At 65.4% G+C, this 18,800-nt stretch carries 20 protein-coding genes; 11 read left to right on the plus strand and 9 right to left on the minus strand.

Annotated features, from left to right (window positions below):
• The 4 genes from VN856_RS04255 to proB form a co-directional block, all read left to right on the plus strand.
• Positions 1-129, plus strand: a 129-nt coding sequence (locus VN856_RS04255; protein ID WP_325686502.1) for a bL21 family ribosomal protein, incomplete at its 5' end; no start/stop codon positions are given.
• A gap of 15 nt (positions 130-144) precedes the next feature.
• Positions 145-411 (plus strand): 50S ribosomal protein L27, encoded by a 267-nt coding sequence (gene rpmA, locus VN856_RS04260; protein WP_325686471.1) that lies wholly within the window; start codon positions 145-147, stop codon positions 409-411.
• 56 nt (positions 412-467) lie between these two features.
• Positions 468-1,916 carry a GTPase ObgE gene (obgE, locus tag VN856_RS04265; RefSeq protein WP_325686473.1) on the plus strand — a complete coding sequence of 483 codons (1,449 nt, stop codon included), beginning with the start codon at positions 468-470 and terminating at the stop codon, positions 1,914-1,916.
• The gene (proB, locus tag VN856_RS04270) at positions 1,909-3,015 is read left to right on the plus strand and encodes a glutamate 5-kinase (RefSeq protein WP_325686475.1); all 1,107 of its coding nucleotides are present in this window, start codon (positions 1,909-1,911) and stop codon (positions 3,013-3,015) included. The genes obgE and proB overlap by 8 nt, the downstream gene beginning before the upstream one ends.
• Here the strand turns inward: proB and VN856_RS04275 are convergent.
• Positions 3,012-3,647 carry a TetR/AcrR family transcriptional regulator gene (locus VN856_RS04275; protein WP_325686477.1) on the minus strand — a complete coding sequence of 212 codons (636 nt, stop codon included), beginning with the start codon at positions 3,645-3,647 and terminating at the stop codon, positions 3,012-3,014. The two genes, proB and VN856_RS04275, sit on opposite strands and share 4 nt — an antisense overlap.
• Before the next feature lie 98 nt (positions 3,648-3,745).
• Between VN856_RS04275 and VN856_RS04280 the strand changes: the two genes are divergently transcribed.
• The gene (locus VN856_RS04280; RefSeq protein WP_325686478.1) at positions 3,746-5,005 is read left to right on the plus strand and encodes a cytochrome P450; all 1,260 of its coding nucleotides are present in this window, start codon (positions 3,746-3,748) and stop codon (positions 5,003-5,005) included.
• Positions 5,006-5,009: 4 nt separating this feature from the next.
• Here VN856_RS04280 and VN856_RS04285 read toward each other — a convergent pair whose 3' ends face one another.
• A complete protein-coding gene (locus VN856_RS04285) occupies positions 5,010-5,552 on the minus strand; it encodes a helix-turn-helix domain-containing protein (protein WP_325686480.1) in 543 nt (180 codons plus the stop codon).
• A gap of 125 nt (positions 5,553-5,677) precedes the next feature.
• Here VN856_RS04285 and VN856_RS04290 point away from each other — a divergent pair, with 125 nt between their 5' ends.
• From VN856_RS04290 to VN856_RS04300, 3 genes are all read left to right on the plus strand, one after another.
• A complete protein-coding gene (locus VN856_RS04290) occupies positions 5,678-6,109 on the plus strand; it encodes a tautomerase family protein (protein WP_325686482.1) in 432 nt (143 codons plus the stop codon).
• Between the two features lie 31 nt (positions 6,110-6,140).
• Positions 6,141-6,680, plus strand: a complete 540-nt coding sequence (locus tag VN856_RS04295) for a hypothetical protein (protein ID WP_325686484.1) — start codon at positions 6,141-6,143, stop codon at positions 6,678-6,680.
• A 134-nt stretch (positions 6,681-6,814) separates the two neighbouring features.
• On the plus strand, positions 6,815-7,798 hold the full coding sequence (locus tag VN856_RS04300; RefSeq protein ID WP_325686486.1) for a zinc-binding alcohol dehydrogenase family protein: 984 nt from the start codon (positions 6,815-6,817) through the stop codon (positions 7,796-7,798).
• Positions 7,799-7,800: 2 nt separating this feature from the next.
• Here VN856_RS04300 and VN856_RS04305 read toward each other — a convergent pair whose 3' ends face one another.
• Positions 7,801-8,649: an NAD-dependent protein deacetylase gene (locus VN856_RS04305; protein WP_325686488.1), complete on the minus strand. Its 849-nt coding sequence runs from the start codon at positions 8,647-8,649 to the stop codon at positions 7,801-7,803.
• Positions 8,650-8,778: 129 nt separating this feature from the next.
• Between VN856_RS04305 and VN856_RS04310 the strand changes: the two genes are divergently transcribed.
• Complete coding sequence (locus VN856_RS04310; RefSeq protein ID WP_325686490.1) at positions 8,779-9,921, plus strand: zinc-binding dehydrogenase; 1,143 nt, start codon at positions 8,779-8,781, stop codon at positions 9,919-9,921.
• Between the two features lie 54 nt (positions 9,922-9,975).
• Positions 9,976-12,018, plus strand: a complete 2,043-nt coding sequence (locus VN856_RS04315) for an NAD(+) synthase (protein ID WP_325686492.1) — start codon at positions 9,976-9,978, stop codon at positions 12,016-12,018.
• A gap of 6 nt (positions 12,019-12,024) precedes the next feature.
• Here VN856_RS04315 and VN856_RS04320 read toward each other — a convergent pair whose 3' ends face one another.
• Genes VN856_RS04320 through VN856_RS04345 form a run of 6 tightly spaced genes read right to left on the minus strand, consistent with a single transcriptional unit; the run spans position 12,025 to position 18,148 of the window.
• Positions 12,025-13,425 (minus strand): DUF2252 domain-containing protein, encoded by a 1,401-nt coding sequence (locus VN856_RS04320; protein WP_325686494.1) that lies wholly within the window; start codon positions 13,423-13,425, stop codon positions 12,025-12,027.
• A gap of 50 nt (positions 13,426-13,475) precedes the next feature.
• A complete protein-coding gene (locus VN856_RS04325; protein WP_325686496.1) occupies positions 13,476-14,021 on the minus strand; it encodes a YbhB/YbcL family Raf kinase inhibitor-like protein in 546 nt (181 codons plus the stop codon).
• Positions 14,018-14,566 carry a 3-isopropylmalate dehydratase gene (locus VN856_RS04330; protein ID WP_325686504.1) on the minus strand — a complete coding sequence of 183 codons (549 nt, stop codon included), beginning with the start codon at positions 14,564-14,566 and terminating at the stop codon, positions 14,018-14,020. The genes VN856_RS04325 and VN856_RS04330 overlap by 4 nt, the downstream gene beginning before the upstream one ends.
• Positions 14,567-14,574: 8 nt before the next feature.
• Positions 14,575-15,822, minus strand: a complete 1,248-nt coding sequence (locus tag VN856_RS04335; protein WP_325686498.1) for an aconitase/3-isopropylmalate dehydratase large subunit family protein — start codon at positions 15,820-15,822, stop codon at positions 14,575-14,577.
• A complete protein-coding gene (locus VN856_RS04340; protein WP_325686500.1) occupies positions 15,819-16,700 on the minus strand; it encodes an isocitrate lyase/PEP mutase family protein in 882 nt (293 codons plus the stop codon). The genes VN856_RS04335 and VN856_RS04340 overlap by 4 nt, the downstream gene beginning before the upstream one ends.
• Before the next feature lie 11 nt (positions 16,701-16,711).
• On the minus strand, positions 16,712-18,148 hold the full coding sequence (locus tag VN856_RS04345; RefSeq protein WP_414686863.1) for an MmgE/PrpD family protein: 1,437 nt from the start codon (positions 18,146-18,148) through the stop codon (positions 16,712-16,714).
• 104 nt (positions 18,149-18,252) lie between these two features.
• Here VN856_RS04345 and VN856_RS04350 point away from each other — a divergent pair.
• On the plus strand, positions 18,253-18,800 hold a 548-nt coding region (locus tag VN856_RS04350; RefSeq protein ID WP_414686864.1), incomplete at its 3' end, for a GntR family transcriptional regulator.

The raw sequence follows: 18,800 nt of genomic DNA on the forward strand, positions 1-18,800 counted from the left end.
GGTGAGGTGCTCGAGCACACCAAAGGCCCCAAGATCCGTATCCACAAGTTCAAGAACAAGACCGGCTATCACAAGCGTCAGGGTCACCGTCAGCAGCTGACGGTCCTGAAGGTCACCGGCATCAAGTAGCGGAGGCGACAAAACATGGCACACAAGAAGGGCGCTTCCAGCTCACGTAACGGCCGCGATTCAAACTCGCAGCGACTGGGCGTCAAGCGGTTCGGCGGCCAGGTCGTCAAGGCCGGCGAGATCATCGTCCGCCAGCGCGGCACGCACTTCCACCCCGGCGTCAACGTCGGCCGTGGCGGCGACGACACGTTGTTCGCCAAGGCGGCCGGTGCCGTCGAGTTCGGTGTCAAGCGCGGACGCAAGACGGTCAACATCGTCTCGGCCGCGTCGTCGACCGACTGAGCGTCGCGAGCGTGAGGCCGCACTAGCCTCACCCTCGAAGAGTAAGAGGAATTCCGATGCCTCCCCGGTTTGTCGACCGAGTCGTCATCCATACGCGGGCAGGCTCCGGCGGAAATGGTTGCGCCTCGGTCCATCGCGAGAAATTCAAGCCCCTCGGTGGACCCGACGGCGGCAACGGTGGCCGCGGCGGCAGCATCGTGCTGGTCGTCGACCCGCAGGTGCACACCCTGCTCGACTTTCACTTCCATCCGCATGTCGACGCCGCGTCGGGCAAGCAGGGGATGGGCGGTAACCGCGCCGGCGCCGCAGGCCCCGATCTGGAGATCAAGGTTCCCGACGGCACGGTGGTGCTCGACGAAGACGGCCGCATGCTCGCCGACCTTGTCGGTGCGGGTACGCGATTCGAAGCCGCCGCCGGAGGTCGCGGCGGGCTGGGCAATGCCGCGCTCGCATCGCGGGCCCGCAAGGCACCCGGATTCGCCCTGCTCGGCGAGAAGGGCGAGGCCCGCGACCTCACCCTCGAACTCAAAACCGTCGCCGATATCGGCTTGATCGGATTCCCATCGGCGGGCAAATCCTCACTGGTGTCGGCGATCTCGGCGGCCAAGCCGAAGATCGCCGACTACCCGTTCACCACGCTGGCTCCCAACCTCGGGGTGGTGTCGGCGGGGGAGCGGACGTTCACCGTCGCCGACGTGCCGGGCCTGATCCCCGGCGCGTCACAAGGCCGCGGCCTGGGTTTGGACTTCCTGCGCCACATCGAGCGGTGTGCGGTGCTGGTGCACGTTGTCGACTGCGCCACCGCGGAACCGGGCCGCGACCCGATCTCCGACATCGACGCGCTGGAAGCCGAGCTGGCCGCCTACACGCCTACGCTGCAAGGGGATTCGATCCTGGTCGACCTCGTCGAGCGCCCGCGCGCGGTGGTGCTCAACAAGATTGATGTACCGGAGGCCCGTGAGATGGCCGAGTTCGTCCGTGACGAAATCGCCGAGCGCGGCTGGCCGGTGTTCGTTGTTTCCACGGTTGCCCGAGAAGGACTGCAGCCATTGATATTCGGGCTTGCCGACATGGTCGCCGAATACCAGGCTGCGCAACCGGTGCTGGTGCCGCGACGGCCGGTGATTCGCCCAGTGCCCGTCGACGAGTCCGGCTTCACGGTGGAATCGGATGGGCACGGCGGGTTTGTGGTCCGCGGCCGGCGGCCCGAACGCTGGGTCGCCCAGACCAGCTTCGAGAACGACGAAGCGGTCGGATATCTCGGTGACCGGCTGGCCCGGCTGGGTGTCGAAGAAGAGCTGGTGCGGCTCGGCGCACGGCCAGGCTGCGCGGTCACCATCGGCGATGTCACGTTCGACTGGGAGCCGCAGACGCCGTCCGGCATCGACACCGTGATGTCGCGACGCGGCACGGACACGCGCCTGGAAAATACCGACCGAGTCGGCGCCGACGAGCGTAAGGCGGCCCGACGGCAACGCCGCACCACCGGCGACTCGCATGACTAGCGCTGCGCGCGAGGCTGTTCGGACGGCACGCAGCGTCGTCGTCAAGGTCGGGACCACCGCGCTGACGACTCCGACCGGCATGTTCGACACCGGCCGGCTCGCCGGACTGGTCGACGCCATCGAGGCCCGCATGAAAGCGGGCTCCGACGTCATCATCGTGTCGTCGGGGGCTATCGCCGCCGGCATCGAGCCGCTGGGACTGACCAAGCGTCCCGCCGACTTGGCCACCAAGCAGGCCGCGGCAAGTGTCGGACAGGTGGCGCTGGTCAACGCGTGGAGTAGCGCATTCGCCCGCTATCAGCGCAGCGTCGGTCAGGTCCTGCTGACCGCGCACGACATTTCGATGCGGGTGCAGCACACCAACGCCCAGCGCACGCTGGACCGGTTGCGCGCTCTGCACGCGGTGGCGATCGTCAACGAGAACGACACCGTGGCCACCAACGAAATCCGGTTCGGCGACAACGACCGGCTTTCGGCACTGGTGGCGCACCTGGTCGGCGCCGACGCGCTGGTACTGCTCAGCGATATCGACGGTCTCTACGACTCCGACCCGCGCAAGTCCGACCAAACACACTTCATCCCAGAGGTTTCCGGGCCGGCCGACCTGGAAGGCGTGATCGCGGGGCAGAGCAGCCACCTGGGCACCGGCGGGATGGCGTCCAAGGTGTCGGCGGCGCTGCTGGCCGCCGATGCCGGCGTGCCCGTGCTGCTGGCCGCCGCCGCCAACGCCGAAGCGGCACTGGCGGATGCTTCGGTGGGCACCGTGTTCGCCGCGCGGCCCAACCGCATGTCGGCGCGCCGGTTCTGGGTGCGCTACGCCGCTGAATCCGCCGGTGCGCTCACCCTCGACCAGGGTGCGGTGAGTGCCGTTCTGGGCCAACGCCGTTCACTGTTACCAGCGGGAATCACCGCGCTGTCCGGTCGATTTCACGGCGGCGACGTTGTCGACTTGACCGGACCGGACGAGGCCCTGGTGGCTCGCGGGGTCGTCGCCTACGACGCCGCCGAGCTGGCCACCATGATCGGCCGGTCAACCTCGGAGTTACCCGCCGAGCTGCGTCGTCCCGCCGTGCACGCCGACGATCTGGTGGCCGTCTAGGTTGCCGTCGGCTTCAAATACAAAGCACCCCAGACGATTTGGGTCAAGGTCGTGGCGAGCTCAGCATCGTATTCGGGTGGGTTACTCGGCAGGTTCTGTTGGCAGGTTCGCTCGACCATCCAGGTGAGTGCACTTGCCGTGGTCGGTGCCGGCAGCTCGCGACGGATTGAGCCATCGGCCTGGCCGTCCTCGATGACACGGGCCAATCGCCCGGTGATAGCTGTCAACAGATTGCGGTAGGTCGCACCGACCAACGAGTCGTAGGCGGCCATCTCGTTCAGCGCTACCAGCACGGGTTGATGTCGTCGGTAGCTGGCGATGATGGCGGCCATCCCGGCGCGCACGTCATCGGGATCGTGTCGCCACGCCACACCCCACCAGCGTTCGGCGCTTTCGGCGAGATCGGCGAAGACTTGGCCGGCCAGCCGGCGCAGCAGGTGGCCTTTGTCCTCGAAGTAGATGTAGAAACTGGCCCGCGACATCGCGGCTTCGGTGGACAGCCGGTCCACGCTGAGCTCGGTGAAGCTCGCGCCGTCGCGCATCAGGCGCTCGGTGGCGTCGAGTAACCGACGCTCGATCTGCTCACGTCGCTCTTGCCGCTTGGCTTGCGGCTTACGGGTGACTGACGGCATGCCAGCAGTATGACACCTTGACTAGACACTCTGTCTAGTCCTAGAGTCATCGGTGTCCTGAACTTGTGACCGGCGTCATAGCCGATGGAGGATTCCGCATGACAGCGACGGCCGCCACCCCCCGCGCCTACGACCCCATCGACCTGTCATCCCGCGCCTTCTGGTCGACCAGCGCGCAGGAGCGGGAAGAGTCGTTCGCCGAGCTGCGGGCCGCTCGGCCGGTCAGCTGGCATCCGCCGGTCGAAGACGCCATGCTTCCCGACCCCAGTGACCCCGGCTACTGGGCGGTGACCCGCCGCGACGACATCGTCGCGATCAGCCGCGACAACGAGTCGTTCCTGTCCGGCAAGGGCGTCATGTTCGAGAACTTCCCGGAGGAGCTCCTCGAAGCGTCGCAGTCCTTCCTTGCCATGGACCCGCCGCGGCACACGTTCCTGCGCAAACTCGTCAGCGCCGCATTCACCCCGCGCCAGGTCCGGCGCATTGAAGACTCGATCAAGGCGAACGCCAAGACCATCGTCGAAGAACTCAAAGCCGCCGGCAGCGGTGCCGATTTCGTCGACCTCTGCGCCAAAGAGCTGCCGATTCGCACGCTCTCGGACATGGTCGGCATCCCCGAGTCCGAGCGCCAGAAGCTGGCGCACGCGGCGGATGCCATGGTCTCGTCGGGCGACCCGGAGTACCTGAACGGCCGCCACCCGCTGGAGGTGTTGTTCGAGGCGCAGACCTACGTGCACCAGGTGGCCGGCGCCCTAGCTGCGGAGCGCCGCGAGCACCCCGGCGACGACTTGTTCACCAGCCTGGTGACCGCCGAAGTGGACGGTGACAAGCTGGCCGACGCTGACGTCGCCGCGTTCTTCGTCTTGCTCACCGTGGCCGGAAACGACACCACCCGCCAGACCACCAGTCACGCGCTGAAGGCCCTCACCGACTATCCCGACCAACGGGCCTGGCTGCTGGAGGATTTCGACAATCGCATCGGCACAGCGGTCGAAGAGTTCATCCGCTGGGCCAGCCCGGTGATGACGTTCCGCCGCACGGCCGCAAAGGATGTCGAGATCGGCGGCCAGGCCATCCGCGCCGGGGAGAAGGTCGTGATGTTCTACTCCTCGGGCAACTACGACACCGACGTGTTCGAGCATCCTGAGCGCCTTGACCTGAGTCGCAACCCCAATCCCCATGTCGGCTTCGGCGGCGGCGGCGTGCACTTCTGCCTGGGCGCGAACCTGGCCAGGGCGCAGCTGCGGGCAATCTTCGGTGAGTTGCTGCATCAGCTGCCGGACATCCATGCCGGCGAACCCGTGTTCGTGGCCGGCAACTTCATTCACGGCATCCGTAGCATGCCCTGCACGTTTTGAGCCGCTAGCGGTCGTTGGCGGTTGCGGTCAGCAGGGCGATGGCGGCGTCGAATGGCTCGGGGCTGCGTAGCGCGCGGCTGACAATGAGCGCACCTTCCGTACTGGTCCACACATTGGTGGCCAGCTCTACCGCCCTCTCTTGTGAGAGGCCCATTTCGGCGAAGCGCGCGGCCAGCGTCGTGATCAGATCCTGGAAGGCGCGTCGGGTTGCGTCGCTGAGCTGATCGGAAGCGGGCGTCGACTCGATGACGATGGGAGCCACCGCGCATCCCTCGCGGTAGCCGCTGGCCACCAGGTCGTCGCGTTCGCGGCCCATGAAGACCTCGATCAGTTGCGCCGCGGTGGTGGCGGCGGCCGCCGCGCGGTTGATGTGCGCGATGCGGTCGGCGGCGTGCAGGAGGGTGACCTCGGTGCCGAGTTCCTCCTTGCCGCCGGGGAAGTGGAAGTAGATCGACCCGCGCGGGGCGGCGCTCTTGGTGATCACGTCCGACAACGCCGTGCCGAGATAGCCGTGTTCGCGAAACAGCCGGCGCGCCGCGGCGACCATGCGCTCCTTGCTATCGGTCCTCTTTGGCATGTCGTCCATCATACATATTTGTTGACAGTACAGAAGCACAGTTGTAGCGTCGCTGTTATCAGTAAGTATGACGACCGACATAGTAAGGAGTCGAGATGCCCGTCTACCAGTGCTACAGCCCGAAAGGGCTGCTGACCGCGTCCGCAAAGGCCAACATCGCCGACGAGATGACCAGCTTGTACTGCAACGTCACCGGCGCACCGGCGTCTTGGGTCAAGGTTCTGTTCCACGAGTTGCCGGAAGGCGACTGCTTCTCGGCCGGTAAGCCCGCGACGCAGTCGTTGATTCTCGCCATCAACCGCCACGGACGTGATCTCGAAACACGGCGAGCAATGCTGCGTGAGCTCGCGCAGATCTGGACACGGAACTCGGGCCAGCCGGAAGCCGAGCTATGGATCTCGGTGACCGAGATCGATCCGACAAACGTGATCGACGCCGGATTGTTCATTCCCGAGCCCGGTCACGAACGTGAGTGGCTTGAGGAAAACCGCGACAGGCTAGCCGAATTGGGCATCAGGGCCGCATGACTTTCGCGAACGACAAGAAACGAGAGACGCCATGACTCAATTAGTTGACGGATCGGTTGAGACGACCTCGCACCAGGTCGACCGGTTGGCAATTCGTATCGACGACTCGTTCGATGGGTTCAGGCATCGCTACGAGCAAGCGGTGCCGGTGTTCCAGCGCGCACGGTTCGACTCTTTCGTCGAGCGGGGCGTCGACTGGCAGACCGTTCTAGAGGCCACCGCTGAGAACGCGCCACATGACTTCATTCTTTATTGGTCCCACGACTTCACGTCGCTGATGAGTTTGGCCGGAGACCGCGGCCGTTGTGTCGAGTACCTGATGGGCAACCACACCATCGCGGAAAAGATGTACCGCTACAACCCGGCGATCCTGCTGTATGCGCCCTTGCGTACCGCCATAGTGGAAGACGAGCACGGCGTCACGTGGTTCACCGTGGACCAACCCAGCACCCGGTTCGCCAGCTTTGACACACCGGAAATCACCGCGGTGGGAATCGAATTGGATCGCAAGCTTGCGGCGCTGCTAGCCATCTTGGATGCGCCCGTGCCCACGGCGCTCACCGAGTCATGAGCAGAAACGTCAGTGCAGTGAACCAGGCTCAGAAGATTCCGGAGACGTTCCTCGGTGTCGGGTACACACGAGACCGAGCCGGGCTACCGCTGGAAGCGGTGCGTGTTCCCGTCGCGCGGCCGGGCGCCGATCACGTGCTGATCCGCGTGGCCGCCTCGTCGCTCAACCCACTGGAGTACAAGTTGGCCGACCTGAACTTCATGGGGCGTACGCCGCCCGTCGCCCTCGGACTTGACCTCGCTGGTGTGGTGGTCGCCGTGGGCAGCGCAGTCAGTGGCCTAGCCGTCGGTGACGCAGTGGCGGCGATGGCCGATCTGAACGGTGACGGCGGCTGGATCGCCGGCGAGAGCGGAACCGAGGACAGCTACGCCCTTGCACCGCAATTCCTTACCGCTCGCAAGGCGCCATCGCTGAGCTTCCGCGATGCGGCGGCGCTTCCGATGGCCTTCCTGTCGGCTTTCGCGGGTCTGTACCCGCTGCTGCAGCCCGGTAACACGGTCTACATCCCCGGCGGCGGGGGAGGCGTCGGGCATCTTGCGGTGCAGATGGCGGCGCGAGCCCTAGGGGCCGGACTCGTCATCAGCAGCGGCAGCACGCCGCAATCAATCGCCCTGGCCCGGCAGAGCGGCGCCCACCACGTTTTCAATTACAAGCGCGACGACATCGCCGCGGAGATCGCCACGCTGACCGGTGGCGAGGGCGTTGACCTCGTCTACGACGCCACTTACAGCGAGCAAGGCTTTATCGAGAGCGCGAAATCGGTCCGGCGAGGCGGCAGCTGGATCGTGCTCGGCGTCGGCCCCGGCAAGACGACACGCCTGGTCGAAACGGACAGCCCCGTCGATGCCATCCTTGCCGAGCGCGACGCGAAACATGTCAACGTCAATCTGCTGCGCTATTTTTCGGAACCCGCCACGCTCGACAGCGACGCGCGCGCGTTGCTCCGGCGCGGGATGCATCTGGCGATGCAGTGGGCGGCGCAGGGGCTTGTGGTCCCGCACATCAGCCAGACCATCGACAGCACCGTCGAAGCCATCAGTGCGGGGCTGGAGTCGCTGAAGGCGGGCCACGGCGTAGTAGGCAAGGTGGCGGTGACGGTGGATCGCAACGCAAGCTAGCGTCAGCGAACTGACGCCGCCGCGAGCTCCTCGGATAGCAGCGTCAGCAATTCCGAGCAGCCGCCATCGACTTTGACGGTGGCCAGGTCGTCGCCGCGGGTGGGTCCGCGGTTGACGATGGCGACCGGGATACCCCGCGCCGCAGCATGACGCACGAACCGGTAGCCGGAGAACACCGTCAGCGACGAACCGGCGACCAACAGTGCGTCGGCATCCTCGACACGTGAAAAAGCCTGTCGAACAACATCTTTAGGCACGCTCTCACCGAAATACACGATATCGGGTTTGAGCATGCCACCGCACGATGCGCAGTCAAGGTAGCGAAACGCCGCGGTGTCCTCGACGACGGCGTCCGCGTCTGGAGCCACCGCCAAGCCGCCGACAGCCTCGACTCGTTCGGTAAAACCGGGATTCAGCACGTCCAGTTCCTTAGCCAGCGCAGCGCGGCTCATGGAATGCCCACAACTCAGGCAGATCACCTGCGCGTAGGTGCCGTGCAGGTTGATCACGTCGCGGCTGCCGGCTTTGGTGTGCAGCAAATCGACGTTCTGAGTGATGACGCCGTTGACCACGCCGTGGCGCTCGAGTGCGGCCACCGCGCGATGCCCGGCATTGGGCTGGGTGTCGTTCATGTGGCGCCAGCCGACGTGGTTGCGCGCCCAGTACCGCTGCCGGAACACCGGGTCGGAGGTGAACTGGCGAATCGTCATGGGATTGCTCGGCGGCGAATCGGGCCCGCGGTAGTCCGGTATGCCGGAGTCGGTGGACATCCCCGCTCCGGTCAGCACGGCGACCCGGCGACCGGCCAGCAAGGCGATCAACTCCGGAGATTCCGCATGCCCTGCCGTCACCCATTCGAGGGTACGGATTCAGCGCAGGCGGGCCGGGCAGATGCACTCAAAGACCAAGCGGGAAGATCTGTGACAGCTTTGCGGGTTCCTACCGTCGAGAGCATCCCACAACAGGAACGAGGCGGCCCCATGACAGATTTGCCCGATCAAGCACTGGAATTGCGCTCGTTGGTGACATCGCAGGGCACGCTGGAGCTCTCCCTGCGCGACGTTCCGGTCCCGACGCCCGCTCCCAACGAGGTGTTGGTGCGCGTCGAGGCCTCGCCAATCAACCCGTCGGATCTGGGGGTCCTCATCCCGGGCGCGGACATGGCGACGGCGACCGTGGCGGGAACACCGGAGCGGCCCATCGTCACTGCACCGCTGGGAGCGAAGGTGTTGGACGCGCTGTCTGCTCGCGTCGACCAATCACTTCCCGTGGGCAATGAGGGTGCCGGCACCGTCGTGGCCGCGGGGTCGTCGCCAGCGGCGCAGGCACTCCTGGGGAAAGTGGTCGGGATCGCCGGCGGTGCGATGTACGCGCAGTACCGAGCGGTTGATGCTTCCGCATGCCTCGTCTTGCCCGACGGCGCCACCGCCGAGGACGGGGCGTCGTCCTTCGTCAATCCCCTGACCGCGCTCGGGATGCTGGAAACCATGCGCCACGAGGGTCATTCAGCGCTGGTGCACACGGCTGCGGCGTCGAACCTCGGCCAGATGCTGGTCAAGCTCTGCGCGAAGGATGACGTACCGCTGGTCAACATCGTGCGCAAGCCCGACCAAGAGGAGTTACTGCGTTCGCTCGGCGCAGTGCACGTCTGCAATTCGGCGTCCCCCTCGTTCGAGACGGATCTCACCGAGGCCCTCGCAGCGACGTCGGCAACCATTGCGTTCGACGCCACCGGCGGTGGGACGCTGGCCAGTCAGATCCTCAACGGCATGGAGAAGGCGGCGAGCTCGACCGCTGCGGAGTACTCGCGGTACGGATCGACCGTGCACAAGCAGGTGTATATCTATGGCGGGCTCGACACGAGCCCGACGACCTTGGTCAGAAACTTCGGCATGGCGTGGGGTATCGGCGGGTGGCTGCTCACCTACTTCCTGCAGAACGCCGGCGCCGAGACCATCGGACGGCTCCGAAACAGGGTGGCGGCGGAGCTCACCACGACCTTCGCCAGTGCCTATACCCGGGAAGTGTCGCTCGCCGGAATGCTCAGGCCCGACGCGTTCAACGCCTACGTCAAGCGTGCCACCGGGGAGAAATTCCTCGTCACGCCACAAGCGCTCTTGTAGCTGAGGCACCCGATCCACCGGTTTTGGCGCCGGCTGGGCGACAATAGAGAGGCAATGGACTTCTACAACGCCTACAGCCAGGGCTTCGCCCGCGTCGCCGCGTGTACACACCACGCGTCGATCGGCGACCCCGCGGCCAACGCCGACTCGGTTCTGCGGTTGGCCAGGCAATGCCACGACGACGGTGTCGCGCTGGCGGTTTTCCCCGAGTTGACGTTGTCCGGCTACTCCATCGAGGACATCCTGCTGCAGGACGTGCTGCTGGACGCCGTCGAACACGCCCTGGTCGATATCGTCTCCGCTTCTGCCGATCTGTTGCCCGTGCTGGTAGTCGGCGCTCCACTGCGTTACCGACATCGCATCTACAACACCGCCGTGGTGATCCACCGCGGCGTCGTGCTCGGTGTCGCACCCAAGTCGTACCTACCGACCTACCGCGAGTTCTACGAGCGTCGCCAGGTCGCACCCGGCGACGATGAGCGCGGGACCATCCGGATCGCCGGCCTGGCAGCACCGTTTGGCGCGGATCTGTTGTTCGCGGCGTCCGATCTGCCCGGCTTCGTCCTGCACGTCGAGATCTGCGAGGACATGTTCGTGCCGGTCCCACCCAGCGCTGAAGCGGCACTGGCGGGCGCGACAGTGCTGGCCAACCTGTCCGGCAGCCCGATCACGATCGGCCGCGCCGACGACCGCTCGCTACTGGCCCGTTCGGCGTCGCTGCGCTGCCTGGCCGCCTACGTGTATGCCGCTGCCGGAGAAGGCGAGTCGACGACCGACCTGGCCTGGGACGGCCAGACCATGATCTGGGAGAACGGCGTCATGCTTGCCCAGTCGGAGCGCTTCCCCAAGGGCGAGCGCCGCAGCATCGCCGACATCGACCTCGAGCTGCTTCGCGCAGAGCGGTTGCGGATGGGCACGTTTGACGACAACCGGCGCCACCACCGGGCTGTCGCGGAGTCGTTCCGGCGGATCGAGTTTCGGGTGGACCCACCGGCCGGTGATATCGGCCTGCACCGCGAGGTCGAGCGGTTCCCGTTCGTGCCCGCCGATCCGAATCGGTTGCAGCAGGACTGTTACGAGGCCTACAGCATTCAGGTCGCCGGGCTCGAGCAGCGGCTGCGCGCGTTGCACTTCCCGAAAGTCGTGATCGGGATTTCCGGCGGGCTCGACTCAACGCACGCATTGATCGTCGCTGCGCGCGCGATGGACCGAGAAGACCGGCCGCGCAGCGACATTTTGGCGTTCACCTTGCCCGGCTTCGCCACTGGAGAGCGCACCAAACGCAATGCAGTCGAGCTCTGCCGCGCGCTCGGTGTCACCTTTGCCGAAATCGACATCACCGAGACTGCGAAGCTGATGCTCGCGGAGATGGACCATCCGTTCTCGCGTGGCGAGAAGGTCTACGACGTCACGTTCGAGAACGTCCAGGCCGGGCTGCGCACGGATTACCTGTTCCGCCTGGCTAATCAGCGCGGCGGCATCGTTTTGGGCACCGGTGATCTCTCCGAGCTCGGACTGGGCTGGTCCACTTACGGTGTCGGCGATCAGATGTCGCACTACAACGTCAACGCAGGTGTGCCCAAGACGCTGATTCAGCACTTGATCCGCTGGGTCATCTCCTCGAACCAGTTCCCGCCGGATGTGGACGCGGTGTTGCAGTCGGTGCTGGACACCGAGATCACCCCCGAACTCGTGCCCACCGGCGAAGAAGAGGAGTTGCAGAGCAGCGAAGCGAAGGTCGGTCCCTTTGCGCTGCAAGATTTCTCGCTGTTCCAGATCCTCCGCTACGGCTTCCGGCCGTCGAAGGTCGCCTTCTTGGCATGGCATGCGTGGAACGATGCCGATCAAGGCAACTGGCCGCCGGGATATCCGGAAAGCAAGCGGCCGTCCTACTCGCTCAAGGAGATCCGGCACTGGCTGCAGATCTTCGTGCAGCGTTTCTACTCGTTCAGCCAGTTCAAACGGTCGGCGCTGCCCAACGGGCCCAAGGTGTCCCACGGGGGGTCGCTGTCGCCGAGGGGGGACTGGCGCGCCCCCTCGGACATGTCGGCCCAAGCGTGGCTCGATGCGATCGAGCGCGACGTGCCGGAGGACTAGAGGCCGCTATCGGACAGGATCGTCGGCGACTTCGATGTCACCAGCCGCGGCCGCAGCGCGCAGTTGGTGGAAGTCGTCGAGCGACTTGTCGGCGTATTCGTACGACCACGCGGCGACCGCACCGTGCACGTTGTCACTATTGCCGACGTATCCGCGCAGTATCGAAGCATTCGCGCTTTGCGAGTGCGCCCGCGCCAGCAGAACCGCGCATGCAGTGACGTAATCACGAAATGTAGAAGGGGACATGCCTTCCGTTTCGACGGTGCCCTTCATGTCGTGGAACTGACGGACGTAGTAGTCGCGGCCGTCTTTGCGTGTCGTCCCGAGGAACACATCCGACATCGCTTGCAGAATTCGTTGGCCGTCGATGACGCGTACGCCTTGGCCCTTGGCCTCAACGGCCGCGGTCAACGTGTCCGGCTGGCGCCAACCGCCGTACTCTTCGAGCACTGATCGAGTGGCCTCTTTGATCTGCATGATCATCGGTGTGTCGTTGGGGCCGACCATGATGACCAAGTAACACCGGGTACCAACGCTGCCGACGCCAACTACCCGCAGGGCGACGTCGGTTACGCGAAAGTGTGACAACAGCAGCGCGATGTCAGCTGGGACCGCGGCCAGATACTCTTCAACCGACTCGACCAGGGGGGCTTCGATCTCCTCGTCGACGTGCTGGAGAATCGGCGGTGATTCGCGCAGGCGCGGTGTTCCGTCGGGCCCGATCTCGGTGATCTGTTTGAAGACACGCGCCGAGGTTCGCGTGCGCGCCCGGGATATCGTCTTCTGAATCAGAGCCTGCGATCCCTTGGACACCTTCCCGGTGTAGTGCTCTGGTTCCACCCGCAGGTAGTAGCGGTCCAGAACGCTCATCTCCTCGAGCATCGCCTGCAGACTGGCTTGGTAGCCCACCAATGCCTCTTCGACGCAACGGCGGATGACCTTGGCGGCGTACCCGGCATGGCGGCCCCCGATGATCGCGCTGGTGATGAGGCGTTTGACGTCCCACTCCGCGGGTGCGACTGCGGCCTCGTCAAAATCGTTCAGGTCGAAGACTATTGAGCGATGCGGAGCGGCGTACATGCCGAAATTCGACACGTGAGCGTCACCGCAGCACATGACTTCGATCCCCGTCGACGGGCTTGCGGCGAGGTCGGCAGCCATCACCGCCGCCGAACCTCGGTAGAACGAGAACGGGTCGGCCAGCATCCGGGCAAAGCGCAGCGGGACGAGTTCGGGTAGTCGGCTGGCGTTTTGAGCGACGAGAATCTCGGTGGCCGTTCGCGGAGAGGGAGTCAGCTGTGCGAGAGCGCGCCGTGGGACGGTCTTTCGCAGCGCCCGACCGCGCGCGACATCCTCGCCCGGCACTTCTAGATCAATCAGGCGTTCACGCAACACCCGTTGTGGCATCTGCCCAGCGTACTCAGCGAGGCGCGGCGCTTACAGCGGTGTCAACCCGCTCATGAGCGTTCGTAGGTGCCGGTCAGCATGCCGCGGGCCAGCACGTGTCCGGCCATCTGCTTGAGCAGCGCTTTGGCCGTGCTGACCTCGTCTGGGATCGGCCGGTCAAGGGCGAACACCAGGAAGCGGTAGCGATGCGGCCCGTGGCCGGGAATCGGGCGCGGGCCCGCATAGCCACGATGCCCTAAAGTGCCTGGAATGAAACGCAGTCCGGCCGTCGCGGGCTGAAGCTTTCCGGCGTCGACGTTCTGCACCATGGGGTCGATCACCGCGACGGTGTGCAGCAGCGGGCGCGGGAGCGGAACGTCGACGTCGTCCATGACCAGCACCAGTTGCCGGGCTTGCGCCGGAACCCCGGTCCAGCTCAGCTGGGGTGAGGTGTCGTCACCAACGCCCTTGCCGGCCGTCGATGTCGGCATCGCGCCGCCATCGCGAAACGTCGTGCTGGTGACGGTGATGTCATGGCGCGCAGCAAACCCCGGACCGGCCAACGGGCTTCGGCGTTCACCGGCGACCGGGAAGCGGCGCAGCAGCTTACCGATCATGCGCCGCTGCCCGCGCCGCGAATCGCGACGGTGCTGGATCTGAGCAGGTCGCCGAGTTCGGCGGGCAGGTAACCCTGCTCCGCCAGCCTCGGCAGCACGCCGCCACTGGAGATGATGTCGAGGATCAGGTCGGGCAGCTTGGGCACCGATCCCGACGCTCCCGTCGTGTCGTTGCGCCATGCGCCGGAATCCAGATCGAACGTCCCGGTGTCGCCTTCAGTGAAGATCGTGGTTGCCTCCGGCAGCGTCATCGCGGGCAGCCCGGCGTTGACGGCGTTACGGAAGAACAGCGAATTGAACTCTTCGGCGACCAGTCCGGCGACGCCGAGTTCGGTGAACAGCGCGGCGACCGGGCGCGACGATCCGAGCCCGAAGTTCTTGCCGGCCAACACGATGTCTCCCGGCGATACCTCGTCGGTCCAGCCGGGCCGCACCTCGTAGAAGACGTGTTTGGCTGCCTCGGGGGGATCCATCTTCATGGCGAAGGCCGGGTACATGGCGTCGGTGTTCAGGTCGTTGCCGAATACCCAGACCTTTCCGGTGATGGCCAGTGTCATGCGGTCACGCTCCTTGCGTCGGTGATGTAACCGGTAAGCGCCGATGCGGCAACGGTCGCCGGCGAGGCCATGTAGATCTCGGCGTCCGGGCTGCCCATTCGGCCGGTGAAGTTGCGGGTACTCGACGTCAAACACACTTCGCCCGGTCCGACCACCCCCATGTGGTAGCCGAAGCACGCGCCGCAGGTGGAGTTCGTGATCACCGCACCCGCATCGGCGATGTCCTGCAGGTAGCCCAGCCGCATCGCTTCGCGGTACACCGCTTGGGATGCCGGCGTGACGAGCAGTCGCACGCCGGTCGCAACGGTGTTGCCGCGCAATATCTTCGCGGCGATCTCCAAATCTTCCAATTGGCCGTTGGCGCACGACCCAATGAAGGCCTGGTCGATTTTCTGACGTTCTATTCGCGAGACGGGCAGGCCGTTGCGGCTGACGGTGCCCGGGCGGGCCACGTAGGGTTCGAGCGCGGCCAGATCCACCGGTCGCACTTGCTGGTACACCGCATCGGAATCCGCTGCGGCGGCGTAGTATCCGGTGATGCCGCGGTCGTTGAGATACGCCGTGAGTACCTCGTCGGGTTCGAACGTGCTGAAGTCAGCGGATATCTCGGCGCCCTGGGTGGCGATCGTACGTCGATCGTGCATGGGGATGCTGGTCAGCCCCGGTCCGCCGAACTCCAGGTTGAGGTTGGCCGCGTCGCCGTACTCGTCGGCAATGTGCAAGAAGATGTCCTTGCCGCTGACCGTATCGGGTTTGACGCCCTCGAGCTGATAGCGGATGGTCGGCGCCACCTGGAACCAGGTGCTGCCGGTGCACATGATCGAAAACACCTCGGCTGGGCCGAGTCCACGGGCGGCGGTATTGTAGGCGCCGGCTGCGCAGGTGTGAGAGTCAGTGCAGGCCAATACTTCTCCGGGCCGGGCCAGCCCGTTCTCGGCGATGACCTGATGACAGATGCCGTGGCGACCGACGTCGTAGAAACGCTCGATACCGAACTCGGCGGCGAACTTGCGGGCGAGCGGTCCGCCGGCCGCGTCTTTGATGGTCGGCGCGGGCACCGCATGATCCATCACGATCGCCAGCTTGTCGGGATCATGGATGCGAAGTGGCTGTAGCCACATCGTCGCGAACTGCAGATCGATCAGCACCGTCATATCGACGTCCACGACGACGGTCTCGCCCGGTGATACCCGGTCCAGCCCGGCCTTGCGGGCGAAGATCTTCTCGATGATGGTCATGCTCATCGGACTTCCTCCAAGCGTGCGTATTTGGCATCGAGGTCAAGCCATTCCGCCATCCCGACCAGGTTGAAAAATTCGGCGGGCTTACTCGGCAGATGGTCGGCGAGGTTGCCGCCGTTGAGTTCACACAGGCCTTCGAGCATGCCGAGGACCGCGCGGGCGAGTGGGTTGCTGGGGTGGATGGCGACGGCGTAGCCCAGCTCCTGCAGCCGGGTCGCCGATTCCAGCGGCGTCATGCCGCCCAGCACCAGATTGATCAGCAGCGGCGCGTCGACCTCATGGGCAATGCGTTCGATCTCCTCGATGCTCTGCGGTGCCTCGACGAAAATCACGTCCGCGCCGGCTTGGGCGTATCGATTCGCCCGCTCGATCGCGGCCTCCAAGCCGAGCGGAGCTCGCGCGTCGGTCCGCGCGACGACGAGCAGGTTGTCGTCGCTGCGGGCGCCGAGTGCGGCGGCCAACGTCTGCTCGAACTCCGCGGCATCGACGACGCGCTTGTCCTCCAAGTGCCCGCAGCGCTTGGGGAATACCTGGTCCTCCAATTGGATTGCCGCGACGCCGGCCTGCTCGTAGAGCCGGACGGTGCGCACCACGTTCATCGCGGTGCCGTAGCCGGTGTCGGCGTCGGCGATCAGCGGGACGTCACCGAGCACACCGACCAGCATCCGCGCGCGCTCGGCCATCTCGGTGGCGGTGACCAGCCCGATGTCGGGCAGCCCGAATCCGGATGCCGCAACACCGGCGCCGGTCATGTACGCCGCCGCCTGGTTCGTGCGACGGGCCAGATGAGCCGTTATTCCATCGAAAACGCCTGGTGCGATGATGAGTTCGTGGCGATCAAGCAAGGCGCGTAAGTTCTGTCGCGCAGATGTGGTGGCCATGTGTTGTCCTTTCAGTCGAGTGCGCCGGCGACCGGCGGGGCCAGTAGATCGATCAGGTCGCCGACGTCGTCGAGGTTCTCCAGACCGACTAACGCGCGTTCGATCGCGGTGGCGCGATCGCGGCTGGTGACGCGATCGGCCAAAGCATGGAATTTGGTGACCAGCTCGTCGTTGGTGACCGGGTCCCATGGCGCACCGTGCGGCGCGACGACCCGGACCTTATGTACGTCGCCGTCACGGGTGGTCACGGCGAGGTCAGTGCGGAACCGCTCGGTGAGCGGGGCGGCGGCGAGCGAGGAGTCCAAATGCACATCGGTGACGCCGATCAACGACCAGATGTCGTCGGCGTCCAGCCGTGCCGGGGTGAACTGCTCGGGCAGGGCATTACCGTCGAGCAGCGCGGCCGCCGTCGCGTAACCGATGTTCATCTGAGCGCCGATAGCGGTCAGTGGCCGCTCCGGCGACCACCACCCGTGCTTGTACACGGTCTCACCCACCGTGATGTCGATCTTCGAGATGTCCTCGGCGACAAAAGATTCCCGTAGTTGACGAGCTGCGTCGACAGCCCCGTGCAGGCCGCCCATCACCGCATAGGACTTGACCATGATGATGGAGGTTTCCCATCGTTCACCCAATTCGTCGGTCAGCAACGACGCGTCGGGTTCGTGGCCTTCACCGAAAACACTGAGGAATCCGCCGTATTCACGCTCGAAGACGCGTTTGATGCCGGTGTAGTTGGCTGCCGCGAGCCCAGCGGCGTAGAAACCGTTGCGGGCGGCGAAGCCGTGGTGCATGCGCTTGCTCATCGCTTCGTACTGCGCGGCCATCAAACCCGCCGACTGCGTGCCGGCCAAGCCCAGGGCATCCTCCAACTGGGCCGGCGACAACTCGCGCAGTTTGCCCGAAGCCATCGCCGCCGAGTGGGTGCCGAATACCGGGCCGGAGTGCCAGCCACGGTCGAGCATCTGCGCGCCGTGCAACGTGTAGCCGACGCGCGGGCCGACTTCGAAGCCGATGATCGCGGCAAGGAGAAGGTCCGCGCCGGTGGTGGCTCGCGACTGCGCGGTCACTGTCGACAGCAGCGCGGGAATGACCAGCGAACAACTGTGTACCGGCGCGATGGGGTGAAAGTCGTCGAGCTCGAAGCCCTGAATGAAGGTCCCGTTGAGCACAGCCGCGGCCGGTCCGCTGGTGGATTTCCCGGTGCCGATGACCACGGTGTCGCCGCTGTTCTCGAGCTCGAGGACGGCGTTGGTGGCCACCCGCGACCAGGGCAATTGCGCGCCGATCAGGCCGCAGCCCAAACCGTCGAGGAGCAGGTGTTTGGCGCGTTCGACGACGCTCTGGGGAATGTCGTCAAGGGTCAGGCCGGCGACCCAAGTGGCCAGTCGTCCGGTCGGCCCGTCCGGGTCGGTGGCGGGGTGCTGGTGAACGGCGGTCACGGTCATCGTTGGTCCTGTATTCGAAGGGGTTGCCGGGTTGTCTAGTTGTTATATAGTTATAACAACTTCTGACTTCGACGGCAAGAGGCGGTGTGACAGCATTGATGCTCATGCAGGAGACCAGCGGCGGGGTGACTGCCGGTGCCGGGGTGCCGTTGCATCGTCAGCTCTTCCTGGTGCTGCACGACGAGATTGCCCGCGGCGCTATCGCTCCCGGTGACGCGCTGCCGACTGAGCAGTCTCTGTGCGATCAGTTCGGGGTGTCCCGGATCACCGTGCGACGAGCGCTGGCCGATCTGGCCGAGCAGGGCTACATCGAGCGCCGGCAGGGCGTCGGATCTTTCGTCCGGCAACTCGATCGGTCCGATGAGACGCCGCTGTCCGGCTCCTACATGGACAATCTCCGGCAGACGCAATTCCAGACGTCGGTCGACGTGGTTGAACACGACAGCCGGATGCCGCCGGCAGCAATCGGCGACGCGCTCGGCGGCGCCGCGGAGATGTTGCACATTCTGCGCGTGCGACGCGAACGCAGAACCCGCGAACCGTTGATGATCACCGAAGCCTGGCTGCCGGCCGATCTTTCACAGGTGTTGACCGCAGCGGCGCTTCGACGCACACCGCTCTACGAATTGCTCTCCGGCGCCGGCGTTGTCGT

This window comes from Mycobacterium sp. (genome assembly GCF_035603715.1).
Classification (GTDB): domain Bacteria; phylum Actinomycetota; class Actinomycetes; order Mycobacteriales; family Mycobacteriaceae; genus Mycobacterium.

Excerpts from the sequence above, each read along its gene's own strand:
- proB (WP_325686475.1), top strand. The coding sequence starts at position 1,909 with ATGACTAGCGCTGCGCGCGAGGCTGTTCGGACGGCACGCAGCGTCGTC.
- VN856_RS04340 (WP_325686500.1), bottom strand. The coding sequence starts at position 16,700 with ATGGCCACCACATCTGCGCGACAGAACTTACGCGCCTTGCTTGATCGC.
- VN856_RS04295 (WP_325686484.1), top strand. The coding sequence starts at position 6,141 with ATGACTCAATTAGTTGACGGATCGGTTGAGACGACCTCGCACCAGGTC.
- VN856_RS04335 (WP_325686498.1), bottom strand. The coding sequence starts at position 15,822 with ATGAGCATGACCATCATCGAGAAGATCTTCGCCCGCAAGGCCGGGCTG.
- VN856_RS04345 (WP_414686863.1), bottom strand. The coding sequence starts at position 18,148 with ATGACCGTGACCGCCGTTCACCAGCACCCCGCCACCGACCCGGACGGG.
- VN856_RS04290 (WP_325686482.1), top strand. The coding sequence starts at position 5,678 with ATGCCCGTCTACCAGTGCTACAGCCCGAAAGGGCTGCTGACCGCGTCC.
- obgE (WP_325686473.1), top strand. The coding sequence starts at position 468 with ATGCCTCCCCGGTTTGTCGACCGAGTCGTCATCCATACGCGGGCAGGC.
- VN856_RS04315 (WP_325686492.1), top strand. The coding sequence starts at position 9,976 with ATGGACTTCTACAACGCCTACAGCCAGGGCTTCGCCCGCGTCGCCGCG.
- VN856_RS04310 (WP_325686490.1), top strand. The coding sequence starts at position 8,779 with ATGACAGATTTGCCCGATCAAGCACTGGAATTGCGCTCGTTGGTGACA.
- VN856_RS04325 (WP_325686496.1), bottom strand. The coding sequence starts at position 14,021 with ATGATCGGTAAGCTGCTGCGCCGCTTCCCGGTCGCCGGTGAACGCCGA.
- VN856_RS04320 (WP_325686494.1), bottom strand. The coding sequence starts at position 13,425 with ATGCCACAACGGGTGTTGCGTGAACGCCTGATTGATCTAGAAGTGCCG.
- VN856_RS04285 (WP_325686480.1), bottom strand. The coding sequence starts at position 5,552 with ATGGTCGCCGCGGCGCGCCGGCTGTTTCGCGAACACGGCTATCTCGGC.
- VN856_RS04275 (WP_325686477.1), bottom strand. The coding sequence starts at position 3,647 with ATGCCGTCAGTCACCCGTAAGCCGCAAGCCAAGCGGCAAGAGCGACGT.
- rpmA (WP_325686471.1), top strand. The coding sequence starts at position 145 with ATGGCACACAAGAAGGGCGCTTCCAGCTCACGTAACGGCCGCGATTCA.
- VN856_RS04280 (WP_325686478.1), top strand. The coding sequence starts at position 3,746 with ATGACAGCGACGGCCGCCACCCCCCGCGCCTACGACCCCATCGACCTG.